Genomic DNA, 23,115 nt, shown 5'->3' with positions numbered 1-23,115 from the left:
ATCGGAGGGCGCAGCGGTGGCGTCGGTGAGATTTGGTTCTCCGGCCGAGCGCACCGGCCTCGCTCGAGGCGACGTGATCGTCTCCTTCGACGGTCGACCGGTACGAAGCTCGGGCGAGCTGACCGAGGAGATGATCGGCCGCAGGCCGGGGGAGTCGATCAGGCTCACGTGGGTGACGGACAAGGGCGTGCGGCAAGACCGAGTGGTAACCCTCGAAGTCGGCACTCCCACAGCCTGATTCACCCAGCTTCTTGAATCACGAGCGGATGCTCACGCCTCGAGCACCGACAGTACGTTTCCTGCCGGATCGGTGAACCATGCGATGAGCGGGCCGCCGTGGCGGAAGATGCCTCGCTCGTCGGTGCCCATGTCCGGGTACTGCTGAAACACGACGCCCTTTGCGGTCAGCGCATCGACCGCGGCCTCGATGTCGGCGACGGGGAAGTTGAGGATCGTGTACGCCGCTGACTCGTGATTCTCGCGTGGGTAGATCAACACCTCGTTGCCCTCACCGAGCCTCAGGTGAATCAGGCCCATCTCGCCGTCGACGACCGTCAGTCCGAGCGTGTCGGCGTAGAACGATCGCGCTGCATCGATGTTGTCGACGGCGAATCCGGAGAACGGCGGTCGGGTCAGTTCGAGAGTTGGCATACCTGCAGATTGTTCACCCGATCGAGCCGGGCTGTATGCAATATTTTCCGACCACATGATCCAGGTGGCATCTTTCACCGACGGGAGTAGCGTTTTGGAGCGTGACTATTCGTCTCGGATACCAGATGCCCAATTTCAGCTACTCAGGCTCCGTCGCAGAGCTGTTCCCCAAGGTCATCGCGCAAGCGCGCGAGGCCGAAGCAGCGGGGTTCGACACCGCGTTCGTCATGGACCACTTCTACCAACTCCCCGGTATCGGCAGGCCGGACGAGCCGATGCTCGAGGCGTACACGGCCCTCGCTGCGCTGGCCACCGCCACTGAAAAAATCCAGTTGTCCGCGCTGGTCACGGGCAACACGTACCGAAATCCCGCCATTCTCGCGAAAACCGTCACCACGCTCGACGTCGTCAGCGGCGGTCGCGCGATCCTCGGTATCGGCGCAGGTTGGTACGAACTCGAGCACGCAGGCTTCGGTCTCGAATTCGGCACCTTCACCGACCGCTTCGAGCGTCTCGACGAGGCCCTACAGATCATCGAACCGATGCTGCGCGGACAGCGTCCGACGTTCGACGGCCTCTGGTACCAGGTCGAGGACGCCATCAACGAGCCCCGCATTCGTGACGATCTGCCGATCATGCTCGGCGGGGGCGGCGAGAAGAAGACGTTCGGCCTCGCTGCACAATTCGCGGACCACCTCAACATCATCTGCGACGCAAGCGAATTGCCTCGCAAGATGCAGGCCGTCGAGGCACGCTGCGAAGAAGTCGACCGCGACCCGAAGGACCTCGAAACCAGCTTCCTCGCGTTCGTCATCATCGACGAGGACGGCGACAAGGCCAAGAAATTGCAGTACGACTACCTGCTCTCGACGGGCGTCGACTTGTCCAACCTGTCGGACGCCGACAAGACCGCCGCCACCGACCGGCACTTCTGCGGCACACCCGACGACATCGCCGAACAGGTGAAGACGCGTGTCCTCGATCGAGGTATCGACGGCATCATCATCAACCTGATCACCAACGGTCACGAACCAGGAATTGTCGAGCTGGCAGGTAAGACCCTGAAGCCGCTCGTCTAGAAAAGGTATCTCTGGCACGGGGGGACTGTGCGTGACATAGTTCCCCCGTGGCTCAGCTGACAACGAACGGGCACCGAGTGCTCGTCGCGCAACTCAACGGCGATTCGCTGCGTGCAGTCTCCGGATCGATGGTCGCGTACGAGGGAGATGTTGCCTTCAAGAACGCCGGCATGGGCGGAGGTGGGGGCCTTCGAGCTGCACTCAAGCAGAAGGTCACCGGCGAATCGCTCTCTCTCATGGAGGTTTCCGGTAAGGGAACCGTCTACTTCGCCGTCGACGCGCAGGACATCACGATTGTCGAAATTTCCGGGGACTCCATGCACGTGGAGGCGTCGCAGTTGCTCGCCCTCACCGGCCAGCTGAAGACGGAGATCAAATTCTCGGGACTTCGCGGAGCGTCCTCCGGTCAGGGACTGTTCACCACCGTCGTCAGCGGAACCGGCACCGTCGCACTGCTGTCCGCGGGCGGGCCACTGATCGCGCTCGCCGTCGACCCCCAGTACCCACTCGTCGTCGACCCCGACGCATTCGTCGCCCACCGTGGCGCGCTCAATCAAAGTTTCGTCACCGACGTCACCTGGCGCTCCGCTGTCGGCGGCGGAAGCGGCGAGGCATTCTCGCTCCGTTTCGACGGCCAGGGCGTCGTCTACATCCAACCGCAGGAGCGCTGACATGCCGCTCGAAAAGGTCAACAGCAAAGTCGTCAAGTCGACGCTCGTTCCGGGCCAGAACGTGTTGGCCCGCAAGGGGTCGATGCTGTATTACACCGGCGCCGTCCGTTTCATCCCGCATTCGATGGGCGGATCTGCAGCAGGGATGCCCGGCGGGCAGGCCGGAGGCCGGTCGGGTGTGACAGTCGGCGGTGTCGCCGGTATGGCCGGGCGCATGATGTCGGGCGAGCACGTCGCGATGATGGCCGCCGACGGCCAAGGTGAGGTGTTCTACGGGCACGCCGGGCTGTACGTCGATGTCATCGATCTGGACGGGTCGTCGATGCTCACCGTCGAGGCCGACCGGTTGCTCGTGCACGACGGGTACCTGCAGAGTTCCATCGTCGCACTCACCTCGCAGGGCGGCGTTCGCGGTGCCGTCCGCGGCGCAATGACGGGCCAGGGCCTGTTCACCACTCAGCTCACCGGCCAGGGAAGCGTCGCGGTTCTCTCGCACGGCGGGGCTATTCCCCTCACCGTCGGCCCCGAACATCCCCAGGTGGTCGTCGATCCGCAGGCGTACGTCTGCCACCTCGGCAACATCAATGTCGACATCTCCGCCAACGTCGGGTGGCGCGACGCCGTCGGCAAGGGCAGCGGCGAGGCAGTCCAGCTGAAGATGACGGGTATGGGCACCGTGTGGGTCCAGGCGTCCGAGCAGAAGTTCTGAGGGGATTCGTGATGGAGATACACAGCCCGCACACACTCCCGGTCAACGACAACGTGCCCGGAAACGACTACGCATTCTGCGTCGAACTCGCAGGTCAGCCGTGGTTCACCTCCAAGGGCGCGATGATCGCCTACTACGGCAACGTGCGCTTCGAGCCGCTCGGACAGACGTCGACGCCCGCCATCGTCGCCGCCCGGTTCAGCTCCCCGCTCTACTCGAACGAATGGGTACTCGCGCAGGGCCAGGGAAAGCTGATCCTCGGCGACCGCGGATTCAACATCAACTCCTACGACCTCGACAACGGCAACCTCACCATCCGCGCGTCGAATCTCCTCGCGTTCGAGCCCACGCTGGACCTGAAACAATCGATCGTCCCCGGCTTCCTGACGCTCCTCGGCACCGGCAAGTTTCTTGCATCGTCCAACGGGCAGGTCATGTTCGCCGAACCGCCGCTGCGCATCGACCCCGAAGCCCTTGTCGGCTGGGCCGATTGCCCATCACCGTCGCATCACTTCGACGCCGGATGGATGGAGAACTTCCTCGGCGCAGCCCGCGGATTCCTCGGCGCCAACAGCGGCGAGGAACGCCAATTCGACTTCACCGGATCCGGCACCGTGCTCATCCAATCGAGCGAAAAGGTGCTCGACGACGGGCACCTGCTCAAGCACATCGAATCGCAAACAGTGACCCTCGGCCGGAACAGTTTGCGCTCACTGCACACCACCATCGGTTCGCGGCTGCAGCAACAGTGACAGTGACGCCGCGCGGCTGCAGGCGCACACTGGAGACATGACCAACAACGGACCGTTCAACATCGACCCCGAGGACTTCGACCGTTTCGCCAAGGAAGCGAGCGACGGACTCCGCGATGTCGTCGACCAAGTGGGCAAAATGATCGGCGGATCCGGAGCAATCGGGCCGTGGGGCGCCTTCTTCGGCGACGCCGCAGGCGCGCGCAGCAAGCCCACCCGCACCCAGCCCGAACCCGAAACAACAGGGCAGAAGGGCGACGGCGTCTGGGCCATCTACACCCTCGCCGACGACGGTTCGGCGCACATCGACCAGGTCTACTCCTCCGAACTCGACGCCCTCCGCGCACACAAGGACAACACCGACCCCGGTCGACGCGTCCGCTTCCTTCCCTATGGCGTCAGCGTCAGCGCCCTCGAAGACTGATCACGAAACCCCTACTTTCCGCTCCACCGCATCCGCGGCGCCGACCACTCCGCCTCGGCTCCGCACCTCGGCACCCACAGCAGCCAGCCGTGCCGCGATCTCCGGTGCCGACGCGACCCGCTCGACTGCATCCCGAAGTCGTGCGGCCGTCACCTCTTCGAATGCCAACTGCACCCGTGGGCACCTCGAACCACAGCGCTTCGGTGCATCCGCCCATACCCGCGTGCGTGCTGCGAAATCCAATGCCATGGGTCAGCGTCGATCCCATTGTCGCGCAACCACATTGCGTATACATCGCGGTAGGCCTCGCCCGCCGCCGATTGGCGCAGGGGAACCAGCACGTCGGCGAGGTCCTCGTCGTAGCCTTCCCACGCGACCATCGCGGGCGACAACTGCACCGCACGGGCGCCGTAACGCACACCGAGCACCGGAGCCGCCAACCCGCCGATGTCGTAGAGCAGTAAGTCGGGGCGGTCGGCGTCGTAGACATCGGTGAGCACGGGGAAGGATGCGATGTTCTCGTCGAGGAACACCCGCATCGCCTCCGCCGGGTCGTCCGGCCAGTTCTCCTCGCCCCGCGGAAGGATGGAATCGTACGACACGACATCCACGCCGGCTGGTTCGACGAGGTGCCGAAGTGACTCACCGACGGCATAGGTGACTCGATGCCCACGCCGCACGAGTTCGGCGATCACCGCCAGCGACGGATAGATATGGCTCGGTGCCGTCGTGCCGATCATCGCGATGTGCATGGTTGGACGCTAGCCCGATGCCGAACTTCGGTTCCACTGAATTCCCGTATCGTAAAGCCGCGTGACCTTTCTGCAGCCGGTAACCCTCACCAACGACCTCGTGACTCTCGAACCGCTGAGCCACGATCACCTCGACGGCCTGCGCGACGCGGCCCGCGACGGCGAACTGTGGAAGCTTTGGTACACCCCTGTGCCGGAGCCGGAGCACATGGCCGCCGAGATCGATCGCCGCCTGGCGTTGCTGCAGGCGCAGTCGATGCTGCCGTTCACAGTGCGCCGCAACGACACCGGACAGATCATCGGAATGACCACTTACATGAACGCCGACGCGGCCAATCGCCGCGTCGAAATCGGCTCGACGTGGAACGCCGCCTCGGCGCAGCGCAGCGGAACCAACACCGCGAGCAAACTGCTGCTGCTCGGCTACGCGTTCGACGAATTGGATTGCATCGCTGTGGAATTCCGCACCCACTGGATGAACCAGCAATCTCGGGACGCCATCGCGAAACTGGGAGCGAAGCAGGACGGCGTACTGCGCAATCACCAAAGGATGCCCGACGGTTCCCTGCGCGACACGGTGGTGTTCTCCATCCTCGATTCCGAGTGGCCCGCGGTACGGAACGAACTTCGCCGCCGGCTCGCGAGGTAACGCGCCCGAGGCCTGCGGAACGACCCAGCAGGTAGGTTACGTTTCGGCGCGTCGGCCGACGCGCGGTTTATCGAGACCGAGAGAGCAGCACAACCATGCGAGTCGACGGGCGGGACATTCCGGTGACGGGACGCCTGCTGCAACCCCTCGTCCGGCGCACGAGCGACATTCTGCGGGTCGTGTTGTCCAGCCTGTTGCTGGCCGCGGTGATCGCAGGCTCGCTGATCACCCGCAATCAGTGGGATGCGCTCGAAACGTCGGTGTCCAATATCGTCGGCGTGCTGAGCCAGGACCAGTCGAATCTCGTGTACATCCTGTACGGGATCGCCATTCTCGCGTTGCCGTTCGCCATTCTGATCGGGTTGATCGCAGGCCGACAGTGGAAGTTGCTCGCCGGCTATGGCGCAGCAGCATCGATCGCCGCGCTTGCACTGTCCATCACCGGCACCGGAATTTCGACGCCCGAGTTCCACCTCGACGTGCCAGATCGCTTGGATACGTTCCTGTCGCAATTTCTGGACGACTCTCGGTGGATCGCAATGCTCGCTGCGGTGCTGACCGTCTCCGGCCCGTGGTTGCCCGCGCGGTGGCGTCGAGCATGGTGGGTGTTGCTCCTGGCATTCGTGCCGATCCACCTGTTCGTCAGTACCGTCGTGCCTGCAAGATCGATCCTGGGGTTGACGGTCGGCTGGTTCGTCGGCGCACTGATCGTGCTGGTCGTGGGCACCCCGGCGTTGGAAGTTCCGATGGAAGCTGCCGCACGACTGCTCGCGAAACGCGGCCACCCCGTCACCTCGTTCACCGTGTTGAAGCCCGCCGGACCGGGCCCGCTGGTGCTCGCCGCCCAGGCGGAAGGCTCCGAGCGTGACATCGTCGTGGAGCTGTACGGGCAGAACCAGCGCAGCGGCGGCGCCCTTCGCCAGGTGTGGCGCTGGTTGTCGTTCCGCAACAGCGAAAGCCCACCGTTGCATGCGTCCCTGCACCGAGCCGTCGAGCATCGCGCGCTGATGGGGATCGCGATCGGCGATCTGGGGGTCGCCAGCAGTCGTCCGCTCGCGGTGTCAGCCCTCGATCGTGGCTGGGCCCTGTACGCGCACGGCGCTCCGCGCGGTGTCGCCGTCGACGAATCGTCCGAGGACGCGCTCGCGGTCAGTATCTGGTACGGGTTACAAACCCTGCACGAGCGGCAGATTTCGCACGGGGATCTCCGCAGCCCCGAAATCCGGAACGACGAAGGTAAAGCACTGTTCGGGGGATTCGCGTACGCCGAGCTGGGCGCGTCGGACGCACAGATGCAATCGGACGTCGCGCAGTTGCTCATCTCGACGTCGGCCCTGTTCGGCGAGAAACGTGCCGTGCGCATCGCGGTCGACACCCTCGGTGAAGATATCGTCGTCACCGCTGCGGGCAGACTCACCAAGACGGCCATCCCGACGCGCATTCTCAAATCGATCCCCGACGGCAGCGGCATCATGAAGGCGGTACGCGCCGAGGTCGTGAAGCAGACCGGCACCGAGAGGATCGAGACCGAGCAGGTCACGAGGTTCACGCGCAATCAGATCGTTCAGCTGGTTCTGCTGATCGGTCTCGTCTACGTGGCCTACCCGTTCATCAGTGCGGTGCCGACTTTCGTGACCGAACTGGGCACCGCGAACTGGTGGTGGGCCCTCCTCGGCCTGGCGGTATCGGCGCTGACGTACATCGGCGCAGCCGCCGCACTGTGGGCGTGCGCCTTCGGCATGGTGAGTTTCCGGAACCTGACGATCATGCAGGTTGCCAACACGTTCGCGGCCACCACCACTCCGGCGGGCGTCGGTGGTCTCGCGCTCAGCGTGCGGTTTCTGCAGAAGGGCGGCTTGGGGGCCGTGCGCGCCACTGCTGCTGTCGCACTACAACAATCGGTTCAGGTGATCACCCACCTCGGCCTGTTGATCTTCTTCTCCGTGGTCGCCGGCACCTCCGCGGATCTCGCACACTACGTACCAGATCCGACGGTGCTGTACCTCATCGCCGGCGTCGCACTGGGAATGGTCGGTGCCGCACTGTTCGTGCCGATCCTGCGAAGCTGGCTGCGCAACGCGGTGCGCCCCCAGCTCAAGGAGGTGTTCGGCGAACTCGCCGAACTGGCGAAGGATCCGAAGCGGTTCTCGATCATCTTCCTCGGTTGCGCCGCAACGACTCTCGGTGCCGCACTCGCTCTGTGGGCGAGCATCGAAGCATTCGGCGGCGGAACCACGTTCGTCACGGTCACCGTCGTCACGATGATCGGCGGAACCCTCGCCTCGGCGGCGCCGACCCCGGGTGGCGTCGGCGCCGTGGAAGCCGCGCTGATCGGTGGCCTCGCTGCGTTCGGACTGCCGGCAAGTGTGGCCGTCCCGTCCGTGCTGCTCTACCGTGTGCTCACCTGCTGGCTGCCGGTGTTTCTCGGCTGGCCGACACTGCGGTGGCTTACTCAGAAGGGCATGGTCTGACGCCCGTTTCGTCGGCACGGCCGCGCGACCGATACCATGCACGCGTGACGAAGGTACTGCATGAACTTCCCGTCGGTGAGCGCATCGGCATCGCATTTTCCGGCGGCTTGGACACCTCCGTCGCGGTGGCGTGGATGCGCGAGCGCGGCGCGGTCCCGTACGCATACACCGCCGACATCGGCCAGTACGACGAACCGGATCTCTCCGACGTTCCCGAGCGCGGCCGAGCCTACGGAGCCGAGCAGGCACGCCTCGTCGATTGCCGCGGGCCGCTGGTCGAGGAGGGCCTCGCAGCGCTGACCTCCGGCGCCTTCCACATCCGATCCGCCAACCAGGTCTACTTCAACACCACCCCGCTCGGTCGTGCGGTCACCGGCACCATGCTCGTGCGTGCGATGGCCGAGGACGGCGTGTTCATCTGGGGCGACGGATCCACCTACAAGGGCAACGACATCGAGCGGTTCTACCGCTACGGCCTGCTCGCCAATCCCGAACTGCGGATCTACAAGCCGTGGCTCGACAAGGCCTTCGTCACCGAACTCGGCGGTCGCCACGAAATGTCGGAGTGGCTGACACACCGAGACCTGCCGTACCGCGACTCGGCGGAAAAGGCGTACTCCACGGACGCCAACCTCTGGGGCGCGACGCACGAGGCCAAGAGCCTCGAATACCTCGATACGTCGCTCGAGATCGTTCAGCCGATCATGGGCGTGCGCTTCTGGGACCCCGAGACCCCGATCGAAACCGAAGACGTCACCGTCGAATTCGAGCGGGGCCGCCCGGTCCGGATCAACGGCACCGCATTCGACAACCCCGTCGACCTGGTGATGGAAGCCAACAGCATCGGTGGTCGGCACGGACTGGGAATGTCCGATCAGATCGAGAACCGCATCATCGAAGCCAAGAGCCGCGGCATCTACGAAGCCCCCGGCATGGCGCTGCTGCACATCACCTACGAGCGGCTCCTCAACGCGATCCACAACGAGGACACCGTCGCGATGTATCACAACGAGGGCCGTCGACTCGGACGGCTTCTCTACGAGGGCCGCTGGTTCGACCCGCAGGCGTTCATGCTCCGCGAGGGCCTGCAGCGTTGGGTCGGCAACGTCGTCACCGGCAGCGTCACGGTTCGGTTGCGTCGTGGCCAGGACTTCACCATCGTCGACACCCAGGGCCCGCACCTGAGCTACCACCCCGAGAAGCTGTCGATGGAACGCAGCAAGGACCAGGCGTTCTTCCCCGGCGACCGCATCGGTCAGCTCACCATGCGCAACCTCGACATCGCCGATTCGCGCAGCAAACTCGAGCAGTACGCGGCAATGCAGCAGCACACCGCCTGGGAAGAACTCATCGGTGATGTGCCCGAGGGCGGCGCAGCTGCCATCTCGGCAGCCGGCACCGGGGAGTCCGAGGTCAACTCCGACGCGCTCGACTACGCGGCAATCGAGTCCGGCACCGACTGACCTGAAAAACCGACCACCGGACCTGCTCGCTGGTACGGTTCGGACAACATGTCCGTCCAGGACGGGGGTCGGGGCCCGCGCGCGACGAGAGGGTCCGATCAGGTGGAGGACGTGAACGCGTCCGGGGGGGTCGTACTCGGTGGTCGACGCACCCCCGGTGCCACCGAGCGAGACGAACCGAAGTCTGCGATGGCCCACGGTATTCGGTGGGGCCGCATACTCATCGGGCTCCTCACGATCTCGTTCGGCGTGGCGGCCGTACTGCTCATTCCGTCCGGTCAATTCGGCGGCGTCAACACCCTGGTTGTGGCGGTCGCGGCTGCATCCACGGTCCCCACCGCGCTTCTGTGGTTCATGGGAGCGTGGCCTACCCGTCGCATGGCCACGGTGTACGTCCTCTACGCCGACCTCGGTGTCACCGCCGTTCTTCTGGCCGCGCAATCGGCTTTCGTTGGCATGCCGGGCGCCGCGATGTTCGCCATAATTGCCGTGTTCGCGGTCGTCGGGACTTCACCGCGACTCCTGATCCTGCACCTGTGCATCTCTGCAGTCGTGCTGGCGATCCTCGCAGGCATGGCCATTTCGCAGGGCGCCGACGCCTGGATCGTCGCCTCCCGAACCGTCATTCTGGGCTCGTTACTTCTCACGCCCCTAGCCCTACGGCCATACATGCGCTACCTGCGTGCACGCGCCCGCGGGGCACTTCGCGATTCGCTGACCGGTCTGTGGAACCGCCGCGGTTTGTTCGACGGTATTGCACATTTGAACCGCCTTGGCGCGGGCGCACGTGCGGAGGAGCGCGCGATCGGAGTGGTCGTTATCGACATCGACAGGTTCAAGGCCATCAACGACCGGTTCGGCCATCCTTCGGGAGACGCGGTACTCGTCGAGGTCGCCAACCGGTTGAAGCAGGCCGCGTCCGCCGAAGCGGTTGTATCGCGCATCGGCGGCGACGAGTTCGTCTGCGTCCACGTCGGCGTGCGCACCGATGTCGACGACGCCGAGGCGCGCATCCGCAACGCACTGGAAGAGTCGTTCAGTGGTCCGCCGTTCACGACGAGTATCGGATCGGCCGGCGGTACAGTCATCCGCGGCGACTCCACCGGGGCACTCGTACGCAGACTCATCGCGACCGCGGACATCGAGCTCTACCGCGACAAGAACCACGTACCGACTGGAGCGCGACCATCGTCGGTCGATCCACTCGGCGTCCGCGAACGCATCGAATCGCTCATCGAAGCGGGTGGGCCCGGGGTGGTGTTCCAACCGATCTGCGCCGTGCCGACGTCGAAAGTCGTCGGTTACGAGGCGCTTTCGCGATTTCCGTTCGGCCACGGGTCGCCGATGATCTGGTTTCGCGACGCCAGTAGCGCCGGCATCGGCGTCCGGCTCGAACTCGCAGCCATCGACAACGCACTGAAATCCATGTCGTACCTGCCTGCGGACGCGTTCGTCTCGATCAACGCCTCCGCGGAAACGATCCGGTCCACCGACCTGTTGGCGCGGCTGTCGCCGCACATCTCGGAGCGAACCCTATGTCTCGAGATCACCGAGCACGAGCGGGTCGACGATTACCGCGCCGTCGCGCGGTCCGTGGAAGGCCTACGCGCGGCGGGTGTCCGCATCTCGGTCGACGACGTCGGCGCAGGATTCTCGGGACTCAGGCAGGTGGTCGAATTGAAACCGGACTCGCTCAAGGTCGACTACACGCTGGTACACGGGATCGACGCGGACTCCATGCGACGGGCTGCCGCTGCCGCCCTCGTGGGATTTGCATGCGAGGTCGGCTCGACGCTCATCATGGAGGGCGTCGAGACCGAAGCGGAAATGCGGGTGGCGGTCGAGCTCGGAGTCGACATGGTGCAGGGCTTCTACACCGGCCGACCCGAAGCGCCGCCGTTGCCCGCTACACGTCCGACACGGTGAACTTGGTCAACCCGGGAGCGGCGGCGAGCAGTGCTCCGAGCTCCTCGGCCTTGCCGGGCCCGGCGCGCCATTCGCGGTACTTCGCATCTGCTTCGACGGACTCCCAACGCTCGTAGGCGATCCAGTGCGTTTCGTCGTCGGCGTCGACGAGTACATCGACGCCGAGGCACCCGTCGAATGCGCGGGTATCGGCGAGAACGCGGCCGACGATGGCCTTCGCATCGTCGAGCATGTCGGACTTCAGCGTCAGGTCGAGCATCGCGACGATCGCCATGGGCGTCTCACTTTCGTGTTCGGGGTGTGATCGAGATCCACTCTAACCATCGGCATCTCGCAGCACCTTCGCGTCGCGCGCGAATGCGCGAACTCGCTCGTCGTCCCAGACCTGAGCGGGCACCCCACCGCCGAGAAGCTCACGGGCCAACCCCGGATCACCGCCCAGCGACACGTCGCTACCCGCGATCACCACGTTGCCGTAGCGGCGACCCTTCAGCATCGCCGGGTCGGCGATCATCACGGTGTGCGGAAAAATACTGCCGATGGTCGCAGCTTCACGTTTCGCCATCGAGAGATCCCGCGTGTCACCGCAGTTGACGACATAGACGCCGCCCGGGGCCAACACCCGTCGAACATGCTCGGTGAACTCCGCGGTGAGGAGCAGCCCTGGCGTCACCGTCCCGGCGAACACATCGCGGACGACGAGGTCGCGGCTGTCCTCGGTGAGTGTTTCGGTAACCGCGCGCGCCTCACCGACGCGGATACGGAGCAGAGGCGCACGGGGGAGATCGAACCACTCGCGAGCCAGCTCGGCAAGTGTGCCGTCGAGTTCGACGACCACCTGCCGCGCGTCTGGGTATTCGGCCGCGAAAGAGCGCGCCAGCGTACAGGCGCCGCCGCCCAGGTGTAGAGCTCGAAGACGTGAAAAGCTATGATAGCGAACAAGTCCGGAGATCCAACGCATGTACTCGAAATCGAGCTGCATCGGATCGTCCATGTCGATGTGTGAGCTGGGAACGCCGTTGACCTCGATGGTCCAACCGTCTGCGACCAAGGTGTCTCGTACGAGTTCGACAGTGCCCGTGTCTATTCGGTACACGCCGGCCACCGGCCCCCGTTGTTCTTTCTGTGGTTTGGGCTTCTTATTGGCCACTGGATTCGACCTGCCCGGTGGGTACGCAGAACGCGCGGCGCGCCGTGACCGCGAGCGCAGCCGGCGCAGCGGTGATGTTTCGGTCGGGGTCATTGCGGTGTCCGAACAGCGCGCCCGTCGGGGTGCGTTCCAGGCGGGCCCAGGTGAGCAGCCTGACCAGTCGCCTCGTCACCGCCGCACCTCGCATGCCGGCAGTCTAAACGGCACCACCAACCAGTGGGTTACCTGGCGCCGTCGGTTTCGAGTTCGTCGGGGTAGACGTGAGGCCCGATGGATTCGATGAGTGCTCGGGCACGTGCGTCGACTCGGTCTATCGGTCCCGTCCATCCGAGCGACCGCACCGCCGCCTGCGCCACGATGCGAGCGTGATCGGCTTCGACCATCGTCCGACCGTTCTCCGAGTCGGCGCGGCTGTTGACGACCGTTTCGACCAGCCGGAACGGAATCTCTTGCATTCCCGTCTGTCTCTCACCGACCGAGATATCGTCCAGCACCTCCGAGGCGATGGACGCGTAGAGATCCATGAGCGCGTATCGGTGCGCACGAAACGTCGCGAAACGCTCCTCGCGTAGCTCGGGCAGCAGATACAGCGCCCCGAGATTCCACCGCGACCTGCACAGCTGGTCGGCGTCGTACAGGGCGAGCGCGTACATCTTCTCCACGGCCGACGCGTCGGCCGCGCGCATGGCTCGACCGACGGCGAGCGGCTCGTCGACGGTTCCACTGAGCAGCGAGTCGAGGAGATCGTCCTTGCCGGCGAAGTGGTGATACAGCGATGCCTGCCGCATTCCGACGGCCTCCGCGATCATGCGTGTCGAGGTATTGGTGTAGCCGCGGGTGGTGAACAATTCGGCGGCGGCGTCTCTGATCTCGTCACGAGCCGTCTCGCCCGGCCGCTTCTTTGTCATCAGCCTCGGTCGTCCCGCAGTGGTCATGGCAACCATCCTGGCACCGAAACCGGCGGCGTGAAGTTTCTGTCACTCGATCGAAATAGAGGAAACACAGATGTTTCACGGGCGCCACTGTTCGATACATGCACGACACCCGACGGGCATCACGGCGCGGAAAACTATCGAGTGACAGAAAACCCGCGCCGGCAGCGCAGACGCCGCGGACACTCTTTCCTCACAGGAGCCAGCCATGAGCTCGACTACCCTGCCCGCACCCGGGGGCCAGCCCGTCCCGAACACAACCGTCACACAGGACCATTCGGATCTCGCCGAACTGGGATACGAACAGCAACTGCATCGCAAGCTCGGCAAGTTCGCGTCGTTCGCAGCCGGATTCTCGTTCGTCTCGATCCTGACGACCATCTTCCAGTTGTTCGCCCTCGGCTTCGGCTTCGGCGGCCCCGCCTTCTTCTTCACGTGGCCGCTGGTGTTCCTGGGCCAGTTCATGGTGGCACTCAACTTCGCGGAACTCGCTGCGCGCTACCCCATCTCCGGAGCGATCTACCAGTGGTCTCGGCGTATGGGCGGCGAAATCGTCGGCTGGTTCGCCGGCTGGTTCATGATCATCGCGCAGATCGTCACGGCATCGGCCGCCGCGATCGCGCTGCAGGTAGTTCTGCCGGCCGTGTGGAGTGGCTTCCAGATAGTCGGCGAGGATCCCTCGTTGACATCACCGAGCGGCGCGACGAATGCGGTGATCCTCGGGTCCGTTCTTCTCGTACTGACGACGACGATCAACTCCATCGGCGTCAACTGGATGGCCCGGATCAACAGCATCGGCGTCACCTGTGAGATCGTCGGCGTCATCGCCCTCGTCCTGGTGTTCTTCACCCACGCCCAGCGCGGGCCACAGGTCGTACTCGACACCGGCTCCGCCGGAGCCGATTCCGGCTACATCTGGGCCTGGATCGTGTCCGGCCTGATGGCTGCATACGTCATGGTCGGCTTCGGATCGGCGGGCGAGCTCGCAGAGGAAACCCACAACCCCAGGCGGGTCGCGCCCCGCACCATTCGCCTCGCACTCTCGGCATCCGCACTCGGTGGTGGCCTGATGATCGTCGGCGCGCTGATGGCTGCCCCGTCGCTCACCGACGGCAATCTCGCGACGCTGGGCCTGCCGTACGTCATCGATTCGATCCTGACATCGCCGTGGGGAACGGTACTGCTCATCGACGTCGCCGTCGCAGTGTTCATCTGCACGTTGGCAATTCAGACCGCAGCAACCCGCCTGATGTTCTCGATGGCCCGCGACGGGCGGTTGCCCGCATCGAAGCTGCTGTGCTCGGTCAATGCCAAGACCGGAACCCCCATCGCACCTGCGGTTCTCATCGGCCTGGCGTGCATCGCCGTGCTGGCCGTCAACGTCGGCAACGCCGCGCTGTTCACCACACTCACCAGCGTGTGCATCGTGCTCATCTATCTCGCGTACCTGATGGTGACCGTGCCACTGCTCGTTCGACGACTGAAGGGCTGGCCCAACGGCGGAATCGTCGTCGATGCCGAGGGCAAGAAGCTGTTCACCCTCGGTCGGCTCGGAATCCCGGTCAACCTGGCAGCAGTGCTCTACGGAGGACTGATGGTGATCAACCTGTCGTGGCCCCGTGCCGAGATCTTCAACCCCACAGGGGAATACCCGATCCTCCAATGGGCAGCTCCGCTGACCGTCCTCGCCGTCATCGTCGCTGGCATCGCCTGCTTCCCTCGTCGCGCAATCCATCCCCGCCCCGTCACGCTAGGAGCGTAAAAACATGAGTACTGCAACAACTCTCGCAGCCAAGGAACACGCGCGGTCTCAGGCCGCAGCAGTCGACACACCCGCCGCGCCGGACGGCGTCACCGAACTCGTCTGGGCAGAAACCGTTCCCGGCGGCCGCTACACGACCATGGTTCTCGCACGAGGAACACGCCTACGACTGCGCGACGTCCACGGATCCGCCTGCGCCAACATTCTGCTCTACCGTGCCGACGCACCGTGGGAACGCCTGAACACGGCCGACACCGTGAAGGTTCCGTGGCAGGCCTATCTGGGCCCGGGTCATCCCCTGCTCTCCGACCAGGGGCGCGTCCTCGCCACCGTGGTCGCCGACAGTTCGAGGCACCACGACGCACTGTGCGGGACCACGTCGCTGGCGACGAACGCGGCCAAGTACGGCAGCGGAGCATTGCATTCCGGATCTCCCGCGGGCCGCGAACTCTTCACCGTGGCCGCAGCCAAACAGGGCCTGTCTCAGCGTGATCTGCCCGCTACCCTCTCGTTCTTCCACGGCGTGCGGGTCGAAGACGACGGAAGACTGGTCAGTACCGGATCGGCCGGACCGGGCGCCGAGGTCGATCTGCTGATCCACCTACCGCTCGTCGTCCTTTTGGCCAACACCGCGCATCCCCTCGATCCGTCCGAGGAGTTCGCCACCACAGCCCTCGAGGTGCTCGCGTGGAATGCCACCGAAGAGCTCGCGACTCTCGCCAACACCGACCCCGAGTACCAGCGCGCCGTACAGAACACCGAGACCGCCTGGACCGCGGCAGACCCGAAAGGCCTCCGATGACCACCACACTCGACCGGACCGTCATCGAAGACGAGATCGCAGGCGAACGCGGCCCATGGTCCACCGTCGTGAAAGCAGGCGACGTCCTGACGATGATCGACCTGCACGGCAACCAAGCCGTCGATACCCTGCTCTATGCCGCGCACGATCACGGCATTCGCTACAGTGCGGCGGCAACGATCAGCGCGCAACGCAACGTGTTCCTTTCCACCGGAACGGTTCTGCGCAGCGATGATTCGACGCCTCTCATGACTATCGTCGCAGACGAGGTCGGCAACCACGACACCCTCGGCGGTGCCTGCTCGCAAGAATCGAACACGCTCCGCTACGGACACCACACCAAGCACCAACATGCGTGCGTGGAAAACTTCTTGATCGAGGGTGCGAAATGGGGTCTGGGTAAACGAGACCTGGTGCCCAACATCAACTTCTTCATGAACGTCCCCGTCGACGCCGACGGCACTCTCGGGATCGTCGACGGGCTGTCTGCCCCGGGTAAGTCTCTGTCGCTCCGCGCCGAGATCGACACTCTCGTACTCGTCTCCAATTGCCCTCAGATCAACAACCCCTGCAACGGCTTCGACCCCACTGCCGTACGGATGGTGGTGACGCGCCCATGAACAAGATGACCGTCGTCCGTCCCGGCATGCTGACCACCGTTCAGGACTGGCCCGGACGCATCGGCTACTGGAAGGTGGGCGTCCCGCCGTCGGGACCGATGGACGACCTCTCGTTCCGATTGGGCAACGTCGCCCTCGGCAACCCAGAAGGCGCCCCGGGGCTCGAGTCCACCATGGGAGGGCCTGCGCTGACCTTCGACGCCGACACCTATGTCTGTGTCACCGGCGCCGACGTGCCGGTGCACATCGACGGGCGCGCGGTGCCCCAGTGGCGACCACTGCTCGTTCCCGCCGGTGCCACTCTCGACGTCGGCATGAGCAACGGCGCCGGACTGCGCGTCTACGTCACCGTACAGGGATCGATCGAAGTCGACGACTACCTGGGCAGCGCAGCAACATTCACGCTCGGGAAGTTCGGCGGACACCGTGGCGGCATCCTCGCCGAGGGCGACATCCTCGAGGTCGGTGGAACCGCCGACGCCACGCGCCTGCAATCCATCCCGATGGAACACCGGCCGGTACTCACCGGGTCCTGGGACATCGCCGTCACCGAGGGACCCCACGGCGCACCCGAATTCTTCACCCGCGCCGACATGGACACCCTCTACGCGACCTCCTACGAAGTCCACTTCAACTCCGACCGCACCGGTGTACGGCTGATCGGGCCGAAGCCGGAATGGGCGCGTCAGGACGGCGGCGAAGCGGGCCTGCACCCCTCGAACATCCACGACAACGCCTACTCGGTCGGTGCGCTCGACTTCACCGGCGACACACCCATTCTGCTCGGACCGGACGGACCCAGCCTCGGCGGATTCGTCTGCCCGGTCACCGTCGTCGCGGCGGAACGCTGGAAGCTCGGGCAGCTGAAACCGGGCGACAAAATACGCTTCGTTCCCATCAAGGCGGCCCACGCATCCGCACTCGGCGCTCTCGGCATCGAGCGTCGCGCATCCCTTCCCGTCGTGTTCTCCGGCGGAGGGGACGGAGACGACGGCGTCATCGCCCGCCGCGACGCGGAGACAGCGGTCACCTACCGCAGGTCCGGTGACGACAACGTCCTCGTCGAGTACGGAGACATGACGCTCGACCTCGCTCTTCGGGCACGAGCGCATGCGCTGCACCGACGCATCGAGGACATTGCGCCGAAGGGACTGCTCGATCTGACCCCCGGCATCCGTTCGCTACAGGTCAAAGTCGACCCCGACGTGCTCTCCATCGACACATTGATGGGCCTGCTGTCCGAGGTCGAAGACGATCTCCCGGCCGCCTCGGAACTCGTCGTACCGTCGCGAACCGTGCGAATGCCGCTGTCCTGGGACGATCCGTCCACCCGCGAAGCAATCCAGCGCTACATGCACGGCGTACGCGCCGACGCACCCTGGTGCCCGTGGAACATCGAATTCATCCGGCGCATGAACGGCCTGGATACCGTCGCCGACGTCTTCGACACCGTGTTCGCCGCCGACTACATGGTCCTCGGCCTCGGCGACGTCTACCTCGGCGCACCCGTCGCGACCCCGCTCGACCCGCGTCACCGACTCGTGACGACCAAGTACAACCCCGCGCGTACCTGGACGCCCGAGAACGCCGTGGGCATCGGCGGCGCCTACCTGTGCATCTACGGCATGGAAGGACCCGGCGGGTACCAGTTCGTCGGCCGCACAACGCAGGTGTGGAACCACCGCTACCCCGCTCGCAGCGGATCTTTCGAAGCCGAAAGCCCCTGGCTGCTGCGATTCTTCGACCGCATCTCCTGGTATCCGGTCGAGCCCGAGGAGCTCATGGACCTCCGGGCGGACACAGCAGCAGGCCGCGGCGGTGGCGTCGATATCACCGAGGGCGAGTTCTCGCTCGCCGAACACGACAAGTTTCTCGCCGCGAACTCGGAATCCATCGAGCAATTCCGCGCGGTCCAGGCAGTTGCTTTCGACGCCGAGCGCACGGCGTGGTCAGCGGCGGGAGAGTTCACCAGGAAAGGCGAAGCAGATGCAGCAGCATGAGGTGACGGAGCGGGTGCGCCGGTCCTACAAGCGAATTGCCGAAGTCGATCGCGGCGAAGCGTGGATCACCCTGCGCGACGAGGCGGCCGTGCTCGCCGAGGCCGAGGGCGTCGACACCACCTTGCCATTGGCGGGGATGCTGGTTGCCGTCAAGGACAATGTGGACGTGGCCGGGCTTCCGACCACTGCAGCGTGTCCCGACTTCGCCTATACGCCTGCGGTTTCCGCGACTGCGGTTGCACGGCTGGTCGAGCAAGGTGCGATCGTGCTCGGCAAGACGAACCTGGATCAGTTCGCCACCGGGTTGGTGGGTACGCGCAGTCCGTACGGTCCGGTTCGATGCGCATGGGACCCCGAGCGCGTGTCCGGAGGATCGAGCTCCGGCTCGGCGGTTGCCGTCGCGCTGGGCATTGTCGACATCGGAATAGGCACGGACACTGCAGGTTCCGGACGAGTTCCTGCCGCGTTCCACGACCTGGTCGGAATCAAGACGACGCTCGGAGTCGTGCCGACCACCGGCGTCGTGCCCGCGTGCGCCGACTACGACTGCGTCACGGTGCTCGCCCGCGACCTCGGTGTTGCCACAGCAGCGACGCGCGTCATGTCCGGCTACGACGAGCTCGACATCCGTAGCCGAGCGTGGCCCGCCGACGTCACGCTGGCGGCCTCTCCGGCGCCGCGACTGGCGGTACCCCTACGCGAGAACTTGACCGCACTGAATCCGGAGTACCTGGACGCGTTCGATCGGACCGTGGCAGGCCTCGAAGCGAAGGGCCTGTACTGCGCCGAGGTCGACATCTCGGTGTTGTTGGACACGGCGACGCTGCTCTACGACGGCGCCATCGTTGCGCAGCGCTATTCCGCCGTCGGTGAGTTCCTTTCGACGGATCCGGCGTCTGCCGACCCGACGGTAGCGCAGATAGTCCGGGGTGCGGCAGAGGCGTCGGCGCATCGGTATGTCGACGACCTCGCGACCATCGCGGCCGGGAAGCGTCACGTGGCGACGTTGCTGCAAGGCTTCGACGGGCTGTTGCTCCCCACCACGACCGAGCACCCGACTATCGCTGCAGTACAAGCGGATCCGCTCGGCATCAACCGCCGGATGGGTACGTTCACCAACTTCTGCAACCTTCTCGACATGGCTGCCGTGGCCGTACCCGGTGCATCGACGCGGAGCGGCAACCCGTTCGGTGTGATGGTCGTGGTTCCGGCGTTCGGTGACCAAGTTGCCGTCGACGTCGCCGCCAGGCTGGTTTCGGTGGACGCCCCGGTGCTCGTCGACGAGGGAGTCGACGTATTGGTCGTCGGCGCTCATCTGGAGGGCTACCCGCTGCACCACCAGCTGCAGGGTGCTCGGTTCTCCGGAGAGGTCCGCACTTCCGATGCCTACCGGCTCGTCGATCTGGGTACGACGCCGCCGAAGCCAGGCCTCGTCCGCCATGGCGACGGCCTGGGAGCCCCCATCGCGGGCGAGCTGTACCGGATGTCCTTCGCCGCACTCGGCAAGTTCGTCGCCGGGCTTCCCTCGCCGATGGGCTTGACGTCGGTCGAGCTGACCGACGGGCGTTGGGTCACCGGATTCTCCTGCTCGTACGAAGCAGCCCTCGGCAGCCGCGACATCACCGAGCTGGGTGGCTGGCGTGCGTATGCGCCTTCGGCGCCCGTGCGCCTTTAGTGTTGTTGCAACAGCACTTTGTGCACACCGGCGCCGGAGGCGCATCCTCACCCCACTGACAAGGCTGTGGCGATTTCTTGCGCGAAGGCAGCCATCCCCGCTGCCGTGGGGTGAAGCGGCGCAGCGGGATTCGCTGGGACAACGCCTTCGAGATAGCGCTCTGCGGGGACGGCACACGCGTCGTGTCCGACGCTGATCTCTGCGACGTCGACGAACCGCGCGCCGCGCTGCTCGGCCTGCTCTGCGAGTGCGTCGTTCATGCGGTCGACACTGGACTGCAGATAGTCGGCGTCGCGTGCCCACACCGGCTGGGTTCCGTAACACCCACCGGGCCGCACATAGGTGCCGTAGCCGACGACCACGATCTCGGCATTCGGGGCGCGGTCGGCAATGTCGCCCAGTGCCTCACCCCATCTCGGGGCGGAGGCGTCGATGGATTCGGCGATCACGTCGGTACCCCCGGCGGTCAAGGCCTCGGCGCACGAGCTGCCCTCCGGCTCGGGAGAGAAGTTGACGCACCCGCGGGCGCGAGAGACGAGGTCGACGTCATTGCCGCCGATTGTGATGGTGACCAGATCGGTCTCCGGGGTCAGGGCGTCGATCTGCAGGGGTATCGGCCCGCTGTTGGTCGACTGCGCTCGTTCGGCGATGTTCTCGGTGCGCGCGCCCGAGCAGGACACGTCCACGAACGACGCAGCCCCGACCAACCCGGCGAGCACGTGCGGATAGTTCGCATCCGACTGCAGGCACCCCGGCGTGCCCGTCGACCTCGGGATCAGCGGACCCGAGGCCGCGGAATCGCCGAGCGCCACGTAATCGAGCGGGGGAGGAGCAGCTGCCGACTCCGGTTCGGTGTCCGCCGCGCAACCGGCAACCGCCGACACCGCGAACAGGGCCACCGCCAGCACTCCCACCATCGAACGACGCATGCCAACCGACGGTACGCGCGATTCACAGCTGGTCCCCAGCTCGATTCACAGCTGGTCCCCAGCTCGACTGACAGCTGGTCCCCAGCTCGACTGACAGCTGTTCCCCAGCTCGGTCCGCCTGTCCCGATGCTCGATCGGCGGTACCCTCGACGGCGTTCACCCGCACACATACGAAAGACGAGAGACACACATGATCACCAATTTCATCAACCTCATCCTCGGCAGCGTCGGATCCATCTCGGCTGGAAGCAGCGGCTTCGAGCTCGCTCCGGGGACGCTTCCCTTCGGTCTCTGAGTCGACCCACCTCTTCGAGAAGATGCGTGACGATCTTCCGATCTGTCTGACCTGCGGCGTCCAGTACGAGCTGGACGCCGCAGGTGCGCGGCCGGTCCACTGCATTATTTGCGAGGACGAGCGGCAGTACGTCGGGTACAGCGGCCAGCAGTGGACATCATTGGCCGATCTGCGCCGCCAGCACTACGTCGTCGAGATCCGCGAGGAAGTTCCGGGCTTGTGGGGCCTCGCCACCTCCCCTGCACTGGCCATCGGCCAACGGGCTCTCCTCGTCCCCGGCGAGGGCGGCACGGTGATGTGGGATTCGGTCACCTACATCGACGATGCAGCCGTCGAACGGGTGACGGAACTCGGCGGCATCTCGGCAATTGCCCTGTCGCACCCGCATTACTACAGCTCGATGGTCGAGTGGTCACGCGAGTTCGGTGACGTGCCGATCTACGTGCACGAACGCGACGCGCGCTGGCTCACCAGGACCGAGAACGTGGTGTTGTGGGCGGGTGAGCACACCGAAATTCTGCCCGGACGAACCCTGATCAACGCCGGTGTGCATTTCGCCGGAGGCACGGTGATGCACTGGGCCGACGGTGTCGACGGCCGCGGCGCCCTGTGCGGCGGGGACATCTTCACCGTCGTCGCCGACCGCCGCTGGGTCGGGTTCATGTACAGCTACCCCAACCTCATTCCGGAACATCCCGACACCATTCGTCGTGCGCTGGAGTTGGTGGCGCCGTACCACTTCGACGCCCTCTACGGCGCCTGGTGGGATCGAATCATCACCGACGAGGCGCACGATCGTGTAATCGCATCCGCGCGGCGATATTTCGAGCACATCGGCACTACTATGTGACGATGCATGCGCTGCGGCGGTTCGCTCGATAGCTGGATCCAGTGGCCCTGTTCTTCGCCATCGTCTTCTTCGCCATTTCGATGACACCCTCGTTGCTACCGCGCGCGTGGTATCTGCAGGGCGTCGCGACCGGCATCAGCGCGGCCACCGGCTACGGCGTCGGCGCCCTTATCGTGTGGATCGCGCATGCGTGTGGCATCCGGCCGGGGTGGTCGGTCGATGCGAAGCGCTACGGCTGGTGGGCGCTCGCCGCGACGGCGATCATCGTCATACCTCTGTTCTTGATTCTGGGTTCCTGGTGGCAGTCGACGGTGCGCGCGCTGGTCGAGGTAAAGGATCCCGGCCGGGTGCTCTACGTTGCCGTGCTGTTCGTCGCGCTGCTGACGGCCGTGTTGCTCCTGCTTGCCGCTCGCGGTTTACGTTGGTGCGCACGGGGTCTCGCTGCTCTCTGCACAAAATACGTACCGATTCCCGCGGCGAAGGCGATCGGCGTCGCAGTGGTTGCACTGCTGACTCTGTTTCTGATCAACGCCGCAGTCAACAACGTTTGATC

The 23,115-nt window shown here is 65.1% G+C and carries 25 protein-coding genes; 17 read left to right on the top strand and 8 right to left on the bottom strand.

From position 1 onward, the window contains the following. Positions 1–238: PDZ domain-containing protein (locus WBQ44_RS02825; RefSeq protein ID WP_495565222.1), on the top strand; the 238-nt coding region annotated here is incomplete at its 5' end. 32 nt (positions 239–270) lie between these two features. Here the strand turns inward: WBQ44_RS02825 and WBQ44_RS02820 are convergent. Continuing rightward, positions 271–651, bottom strand: a complete 381-nt coding sequence (locus tag WBQ44_RS02820) for a VOC family protein (RefSeq protein ID WP_495565221.1) — start codon at positions 649–651, stop codon at positions 271–273. Positions 652–752: 101 nt separating this feature from the next. Between WBQ44_RS02820 and WBQ44_RS02815 the strand changes: the two genes are divergently transcribed. From WBQ44_RS02815 to WBQ44_RS02795, 5 genes are read left to right on the top strand one after another with little or no spacing between them, the layout of a single operon-like run. Beyond that, positions 753–1,730 (top strand): LLM class F420-dependent oxidoreductase, encoded by a 978-nt coding sequence (locus tag WBQ44_RS02815; protein WP_495565220.1) that lies wholly within the window; start codon positions 753–755, stop codon positions 1,728–1,730. Between the two features lie 47 nt (positions 1,731–1,777). Further along, entirely contained in the window at positions 1,778–2,401 is a 624-nt protein-coding gene (locus WBQ44_RS02810) for an AIM24 family protein (protein WP_495565219.1), read from the top strand. A 1-nt stretch (position 2,402) separates the two neighbouring features. Next, positions 2,403–3,110: an AIM24 family protein gene (locus tag WBQ44_RS02805; protein WP_495565218.1), complete on the top strand. Its 708-nt coding sequence runs from the start codon at positions 2,403–2,405 to the stop codon at positions 3,108–3,110. 11 nt (positions 3,111–3,121) lie between these two features. Next, positions 3,122–3,862 carry an AIM24 family protein gene (locus tag WBQ44_RS02800; protein WP_495565217.1) on the top strand — a complete coding sequence of 247 codons (741 nt, stop codon included), beginning with the start codon at positions 3,122–3,124 and terminating at the stop codon, positions 3,860–3,862. 37 nt (positions 3,863–3,899) lie between these two features. Continuing rightward, positions 3,900–4,286: an Rv0313 family protein gene (locus tag WBQ44_RS02795; protein ID WP_495565216.1), complete on the top strand. Its 387-nt coding sequence runs from the start codon at positions 3,900–3,902 to the stop codon at positions 4,284–4,286. Here WBQ44_RS02795 and WBQ44_RS02790 read toward each other — a convergent pair whose 3' ends face one another. Next, positions 4,287–4,460: a hypothetical protein gene (locus tag WBQ44_RS02790; RefSeq protein WP_495565215.1), complete on the bottom strand. Its 174-nt coding sequence runs from the start codon at positions 4,458–4,460 to the stop codon at positions 4,287–4,289. Continuing rightward, positions 4,436–5,038, bottom strand: coding sequence for a glycosyltransferase (locus WBQ44_RS02785; RefSeq protein WP_495565214.1), 603 nt, complete (start codon positions 5,036–5,038; stop codon positions 4,436–4,438). Before WBQ44_RS02785 ends, WBQ44_RS02790 begins: the two co-directional genes overlap by 25 nt. 61 nt (positions 5,039–5,099) lie before the next feature. Here WBQ44_RS02785 and WBQ44_RS02780 point away from each other — a divergent pair, with 61 nt between their 5' ends. The 4 genes from WBQ44_RS02780 (at position 5,100) to WBQ44_RS02765 (ending at position 11,547) form a co-directional block, all read left to right on the top strand. Beyond that, entirely contained in the window at positions 5,100–5,687 is a 588-nt protein-coding gene (locus tag WBQ44_RS02780; protein ID WP_495565213.1) for a GNAT family N-acetyltransferase, read from the top strand. 95 nt (positions 5,688–5,782) lie between these two features. Then, on the top strand, positions 5,783–8,158 hold the full coding sequence (locus WBQ44_RS02775; RefSeq protein WP_495565212.1) for a lysylphosphatidylglycerol synthase transmembrane domain-containing protein: 2,376 nt from the start codon (positions 5,783–5,785) through the stop codon (positions 8,156–8,158). 44 nt (positions 8,159–8,202) lie between these two features. Next, positions 8,203–9,621 carry an argininosuccinate synthase gene (gene argG, locus WBQ44_RS02770; protein ID WP_495565211.1) on the top strand — a complete coding sequence of 473 codons (1,419 nt, stop codon included), beginning with the start codon at positions 8,203–8,205 and terminating at the stop codon, positions 9,619–9,621. 111 nt (positions 9,622–9,732) lie between these two features. Next, complete coding sequence (locus WBQ44_RS02765; protein WP_495565210.1) at positions 9,733–11,547, top strand: EAL domain-containing protein; 1,815 nt, start codon at positions 9,733–9,735, stop codon at positions 11,545–11,547. On the opposite strand, the gene WBQ44_RS02760 is transcribed toward WBQ44_RS02765, so the two are convergent. From WBQ44_RS02760 to WBQ44_RS02745, 4 genes are read right to left on the bottom strand one after another with little or no spacing between them, the layout of a single operon-like run. Continuing rightward, positions 11,528–11,821, bottom strand: a complete 294-nt coding sequence (locus tag WBQ44_RS02760) for a putative quinol monooxygenase (protein WP_495565209.1) — start codon at positions 11,819–11,821, stop codon at positions 11,528–11,530. The genes WBQ44_RS02765 and WBQ44_RS02760 overlap by 20 nt on opposite strands. 42 nt (positions 11,822–11,863) lie before the next feature. After that, positions 11,864–12,697: a spermidine synthase gene (locus WBQ44_RS02755; protein ID WP_495565208.1), complete on the bottom strand. Its 834-nt coding sequence runs from the start codon at positions 12,695–12,697 to the stop codon at positions 11,864–11,866. Beyond that, a complete protein-coding gene (locus WBQ44_RS02750; protein ID WP_495565207.1) occupies positions 12,687–12,869 on the bottom strand; it encodes a hypothetical protein in 183 nt (60 codons plus the stop codon). Before WBQ44_RS02750 ends, WBQ44_RS02755 begins: the two co-directional genes overlap by 11 nt. Positions 12,870–12,918: 49 nt before the next feature. Continuing rightward, positions 12,919–13,632 (bottom strand): TetR/AcrR family transcriptional regulator, encoded by a 714-nt coding sequence (locus WBQ44_RS02745; RefSeq protein ID WP_495565206.1) that lies wholly within the window; start codon positions 13,630–13,632, stop codon positions 12,919–12,921. A 205-nt stretch (positions 13,633–13,837) separates the two neighbouring features. Here WBQ44_RS02745 and WBQ44_RS02740 point away from each other — a divergent pair, with 205 nt between their 5' ends. The 5 genes from WBQ44_RS02740 to atzF are packed head-to-tail and all read left to right on the top strand — an operon-like array spanning position 13,838 to position 20,488. Next, positions 13,838–15,391 (top strand): amino acid permease, encoded by a 1,554-nt coding sequence (locus WBQ44_RS02740; protein ID WP_495565205.1) that lies wholly within the window; start codon positions 13,838–13,840, stop codon positions 15,389–15,391. 4 nt (positions 15,392–15,395) lie between these two features. Next, positions 15,396–16,193 carry an urea amidolyase associated protein UAAP1 gene (locus WBQ44_RS02735; RefSeq protein WP_495565204.1) on the top strand — a complete coding sequence of 266 codons (798 nt, stop codon included), beginning with the start codon at positions 15,396–15,398 and terminating at the stop codon, positions 16,191–16,193. Next, positions 16,190–16,813: an urea amidolyase associated protein UAAP2 gene (locus WBQ44_RS02730; RefSeq protein WP_495565203.1), complete on the top strand. Its 624-nt coding sequence runs from the start codon at positions 16,190–16,192 to the stop codon at positions 16,811–16,813. The genes WBQ44_RS02735 and WBQ44_RS02730 overlap by 4 nt, the downstream gene beginning before the upstream one ends. After that, a complete protein-coding gene (locus WBQ44_RS02725; RefSeq protein ID WP_495565202.1) occupies positions 16,810–18,813 on the top strand; it encodes a 5-oxoprolinase/urea amidolyase family protein in 2,004 nt (667 codons plus the stop codon). The genes WBQ44_RS02730 and WBQ44_RS02725 overlap by 4 nt, the downstream gene beginning before the upstream one ends. Next, a complete protein-coding gene (gene atzF, locus WBQ44_RS02720) occupies positions 18,800–20,488 on the top strand; it encodes an allophanate hydrolase (RefSeq protein WP_495565201.1) in 1,689 nt (562 codons plus the stop codon). The genes WBQ44_RS02725 and atzF overlap by 14 nt, the downstream gene beginning before the upstream one ends. A gap of 47 nt (positions 20,489–20,535) precedes the next feature. Here the strand turns inward: atzF and WBQ44_RS02715 are convergent, their stop codons facing one another. After that, positions 20,536–21,417, bottom strand: coding sequence for an SGNH/GDSL hydrolase family protein (locus tag WBQ44_RS02715; protein WP_495565200.1), 882 nt, complete (start codon positions 21,415–21,417; stop codon positions 20,536–20,538). Between the two features lie 317 nt (positions 21,418–21,734). Here WBQ44_RS02715 and WBQ44_RS02710 point away from each other — a divergent pair, with 317 nt between their 5' ends. Together WBQ44_RS02710 and WBQ44_RS02705 are read left to right on the top strand one after the other, a co-directional pair. After that, positions 21,735–22,562 (top strand): MBL fold metallo-hydrolase, encoded by an 828-nt coding sequence (locus WBQ44_RS02710; protein WP_495565199.1) that lies wholly within the window; start codon positions 21,735–21,737, stop codon positions 22,560–22,562. Between the two features lie 41 nt (positions 22,563–22,603). Continuing rightward, positions 22,604–23,113: an alpha/beta-hydrolase N-terminal domain-containing protein gene (locus WBQ44_RS02705; RefSeq protein ID WP_495565198.1), complete on the top strand. Its 510-nt coding sequence runs from the start codon at positions 22,604–22,606 to the stop codon at positions 23,111–23,113. Positions 23,114–23,115: the final 2 nt, after the last annotated feature.

This window comes from Rhodococcus sp. (in: high G+C Gram-positive bacteria) (genome assembly GCF_049591685.1).
Classification (GTDB): domain Bacteria; phylum Actinomycetota; class Actinomycetes; order Mycobacteriales; family Mycobacteriaceae; genus Rhodococcoides.
This window is presented reverse-complemented; position numbering and strand designations above follow the sequence as displayed.

Excerpts from the sequence above, each read along its gene's own strand:
- WBQ44_RS02820 (WP_495565221.1), bottom strand. The coding sequence starts at position 651 with ATGCCAACTCTCGAACTGACCCGACCGCCGTTCTCCGGATTCGCCGTC.
- WBQ44_RS02805 (WP_495565218.1), top strand. The coding sequence starts at position 2,403 with ATGCCGCTCGAAAAGGTCAACAGCAAAGTCGTCAAGTCGACGCTCGTT.
- WBQ44_RS02800 (WP_495565217.1), top strand. The coding sequence starts at position 3,122 with ATGGAGATACACAGCCCGCACACACTCCCGGTCAACGACAACGTGCCC.
- WBQ44_RS02795 (WP_495565216.1), top strand. The coding sequence starts at position 3,900 with ATGACCAACAACGGACCGTTCAACATCGACCCCGAGGACTTCGACCGT.
- WBQ44_RS02785 (WP_495565214.1), bottom strand. The coding sequence starts at position 5,038 with ATGCACATCGCGATGATCGGCACGACGGCACCGAGCCATATCTATCCG.
- WBQ44_RS02775 (WP_495565212.1), top strand. The coding sequence starts at position 5,783 with ATGCGAGTCGACGGGCGGGACATTCCGGTGACGGGACGCCTGCTGCAA.
- WBQ44_RS02760 (WP_495565209.1), bottom strand. The coding sequence starts at position 11,821 with ATGGCGATCGTCGCGATGCTCGACCTGACGCTGAAGTCCGACATGCTC.
- WBQ44_RS02745 (WP_495565206.1), bottom strand. The coding sequence starts at position 13,632 with ATGACCACTGCGGGACGACCGAGGCTGATGACAAAGAAGCGGCCGGGC.
- WBQ44_RS02740 (WP_495565205.1), top strand. The coding sequence starts at position 13,838 with ATGAGCTCGACTACCCTGCCCGCACCCGGGGGCCAGCCCGTCCCGAAC.
- WBQ44_RS02735 (WP_495565204.1), top strand. The coding sequence starts at position 15,396 with ATGAGTACTGCAACAACTCTCGCAGCCAAGGAACACGCGCGGTCTCAG.
- WBQ44_RS02730 (WP_495565203.1), top strand. The coding sequence starts at position 16,190 with ATGACCACCACACTCGACCGGACCGTCATCGAAGACGAGATCGCAGGC.
- WBQ44_RS02725 (WP_495565202.1), top strand. The coding sequence starts at position 16,810 with ATGAACAAGATGACCGTCGTCCGTCCCGGCATGCTGACCACCGTTCAG.
- atzF (WP_495565201.1), top strand. The coding sequence starts at position 18,800 with ATGCAGCAGCATGAGGTGACGGAGCGGGTGCGCCGGTCCTACAAGCGA.
- WBQ44_RS02715 (WP_495565200.1), bottom strand. The coding sequence starts at position 21,417 with ATGCGTCGTTCGATGGTGGGAGTGCTGGCGGTGGCCCTGTTCGCGGTG.
- WBQ44_RS02710 (WP_495565199.1), top strand. The coding sequence starts at position 21,735 with ATGCGTGACGATCTTCCGATCTGTCTGACCTGCGGCGTCCAGTACGAG.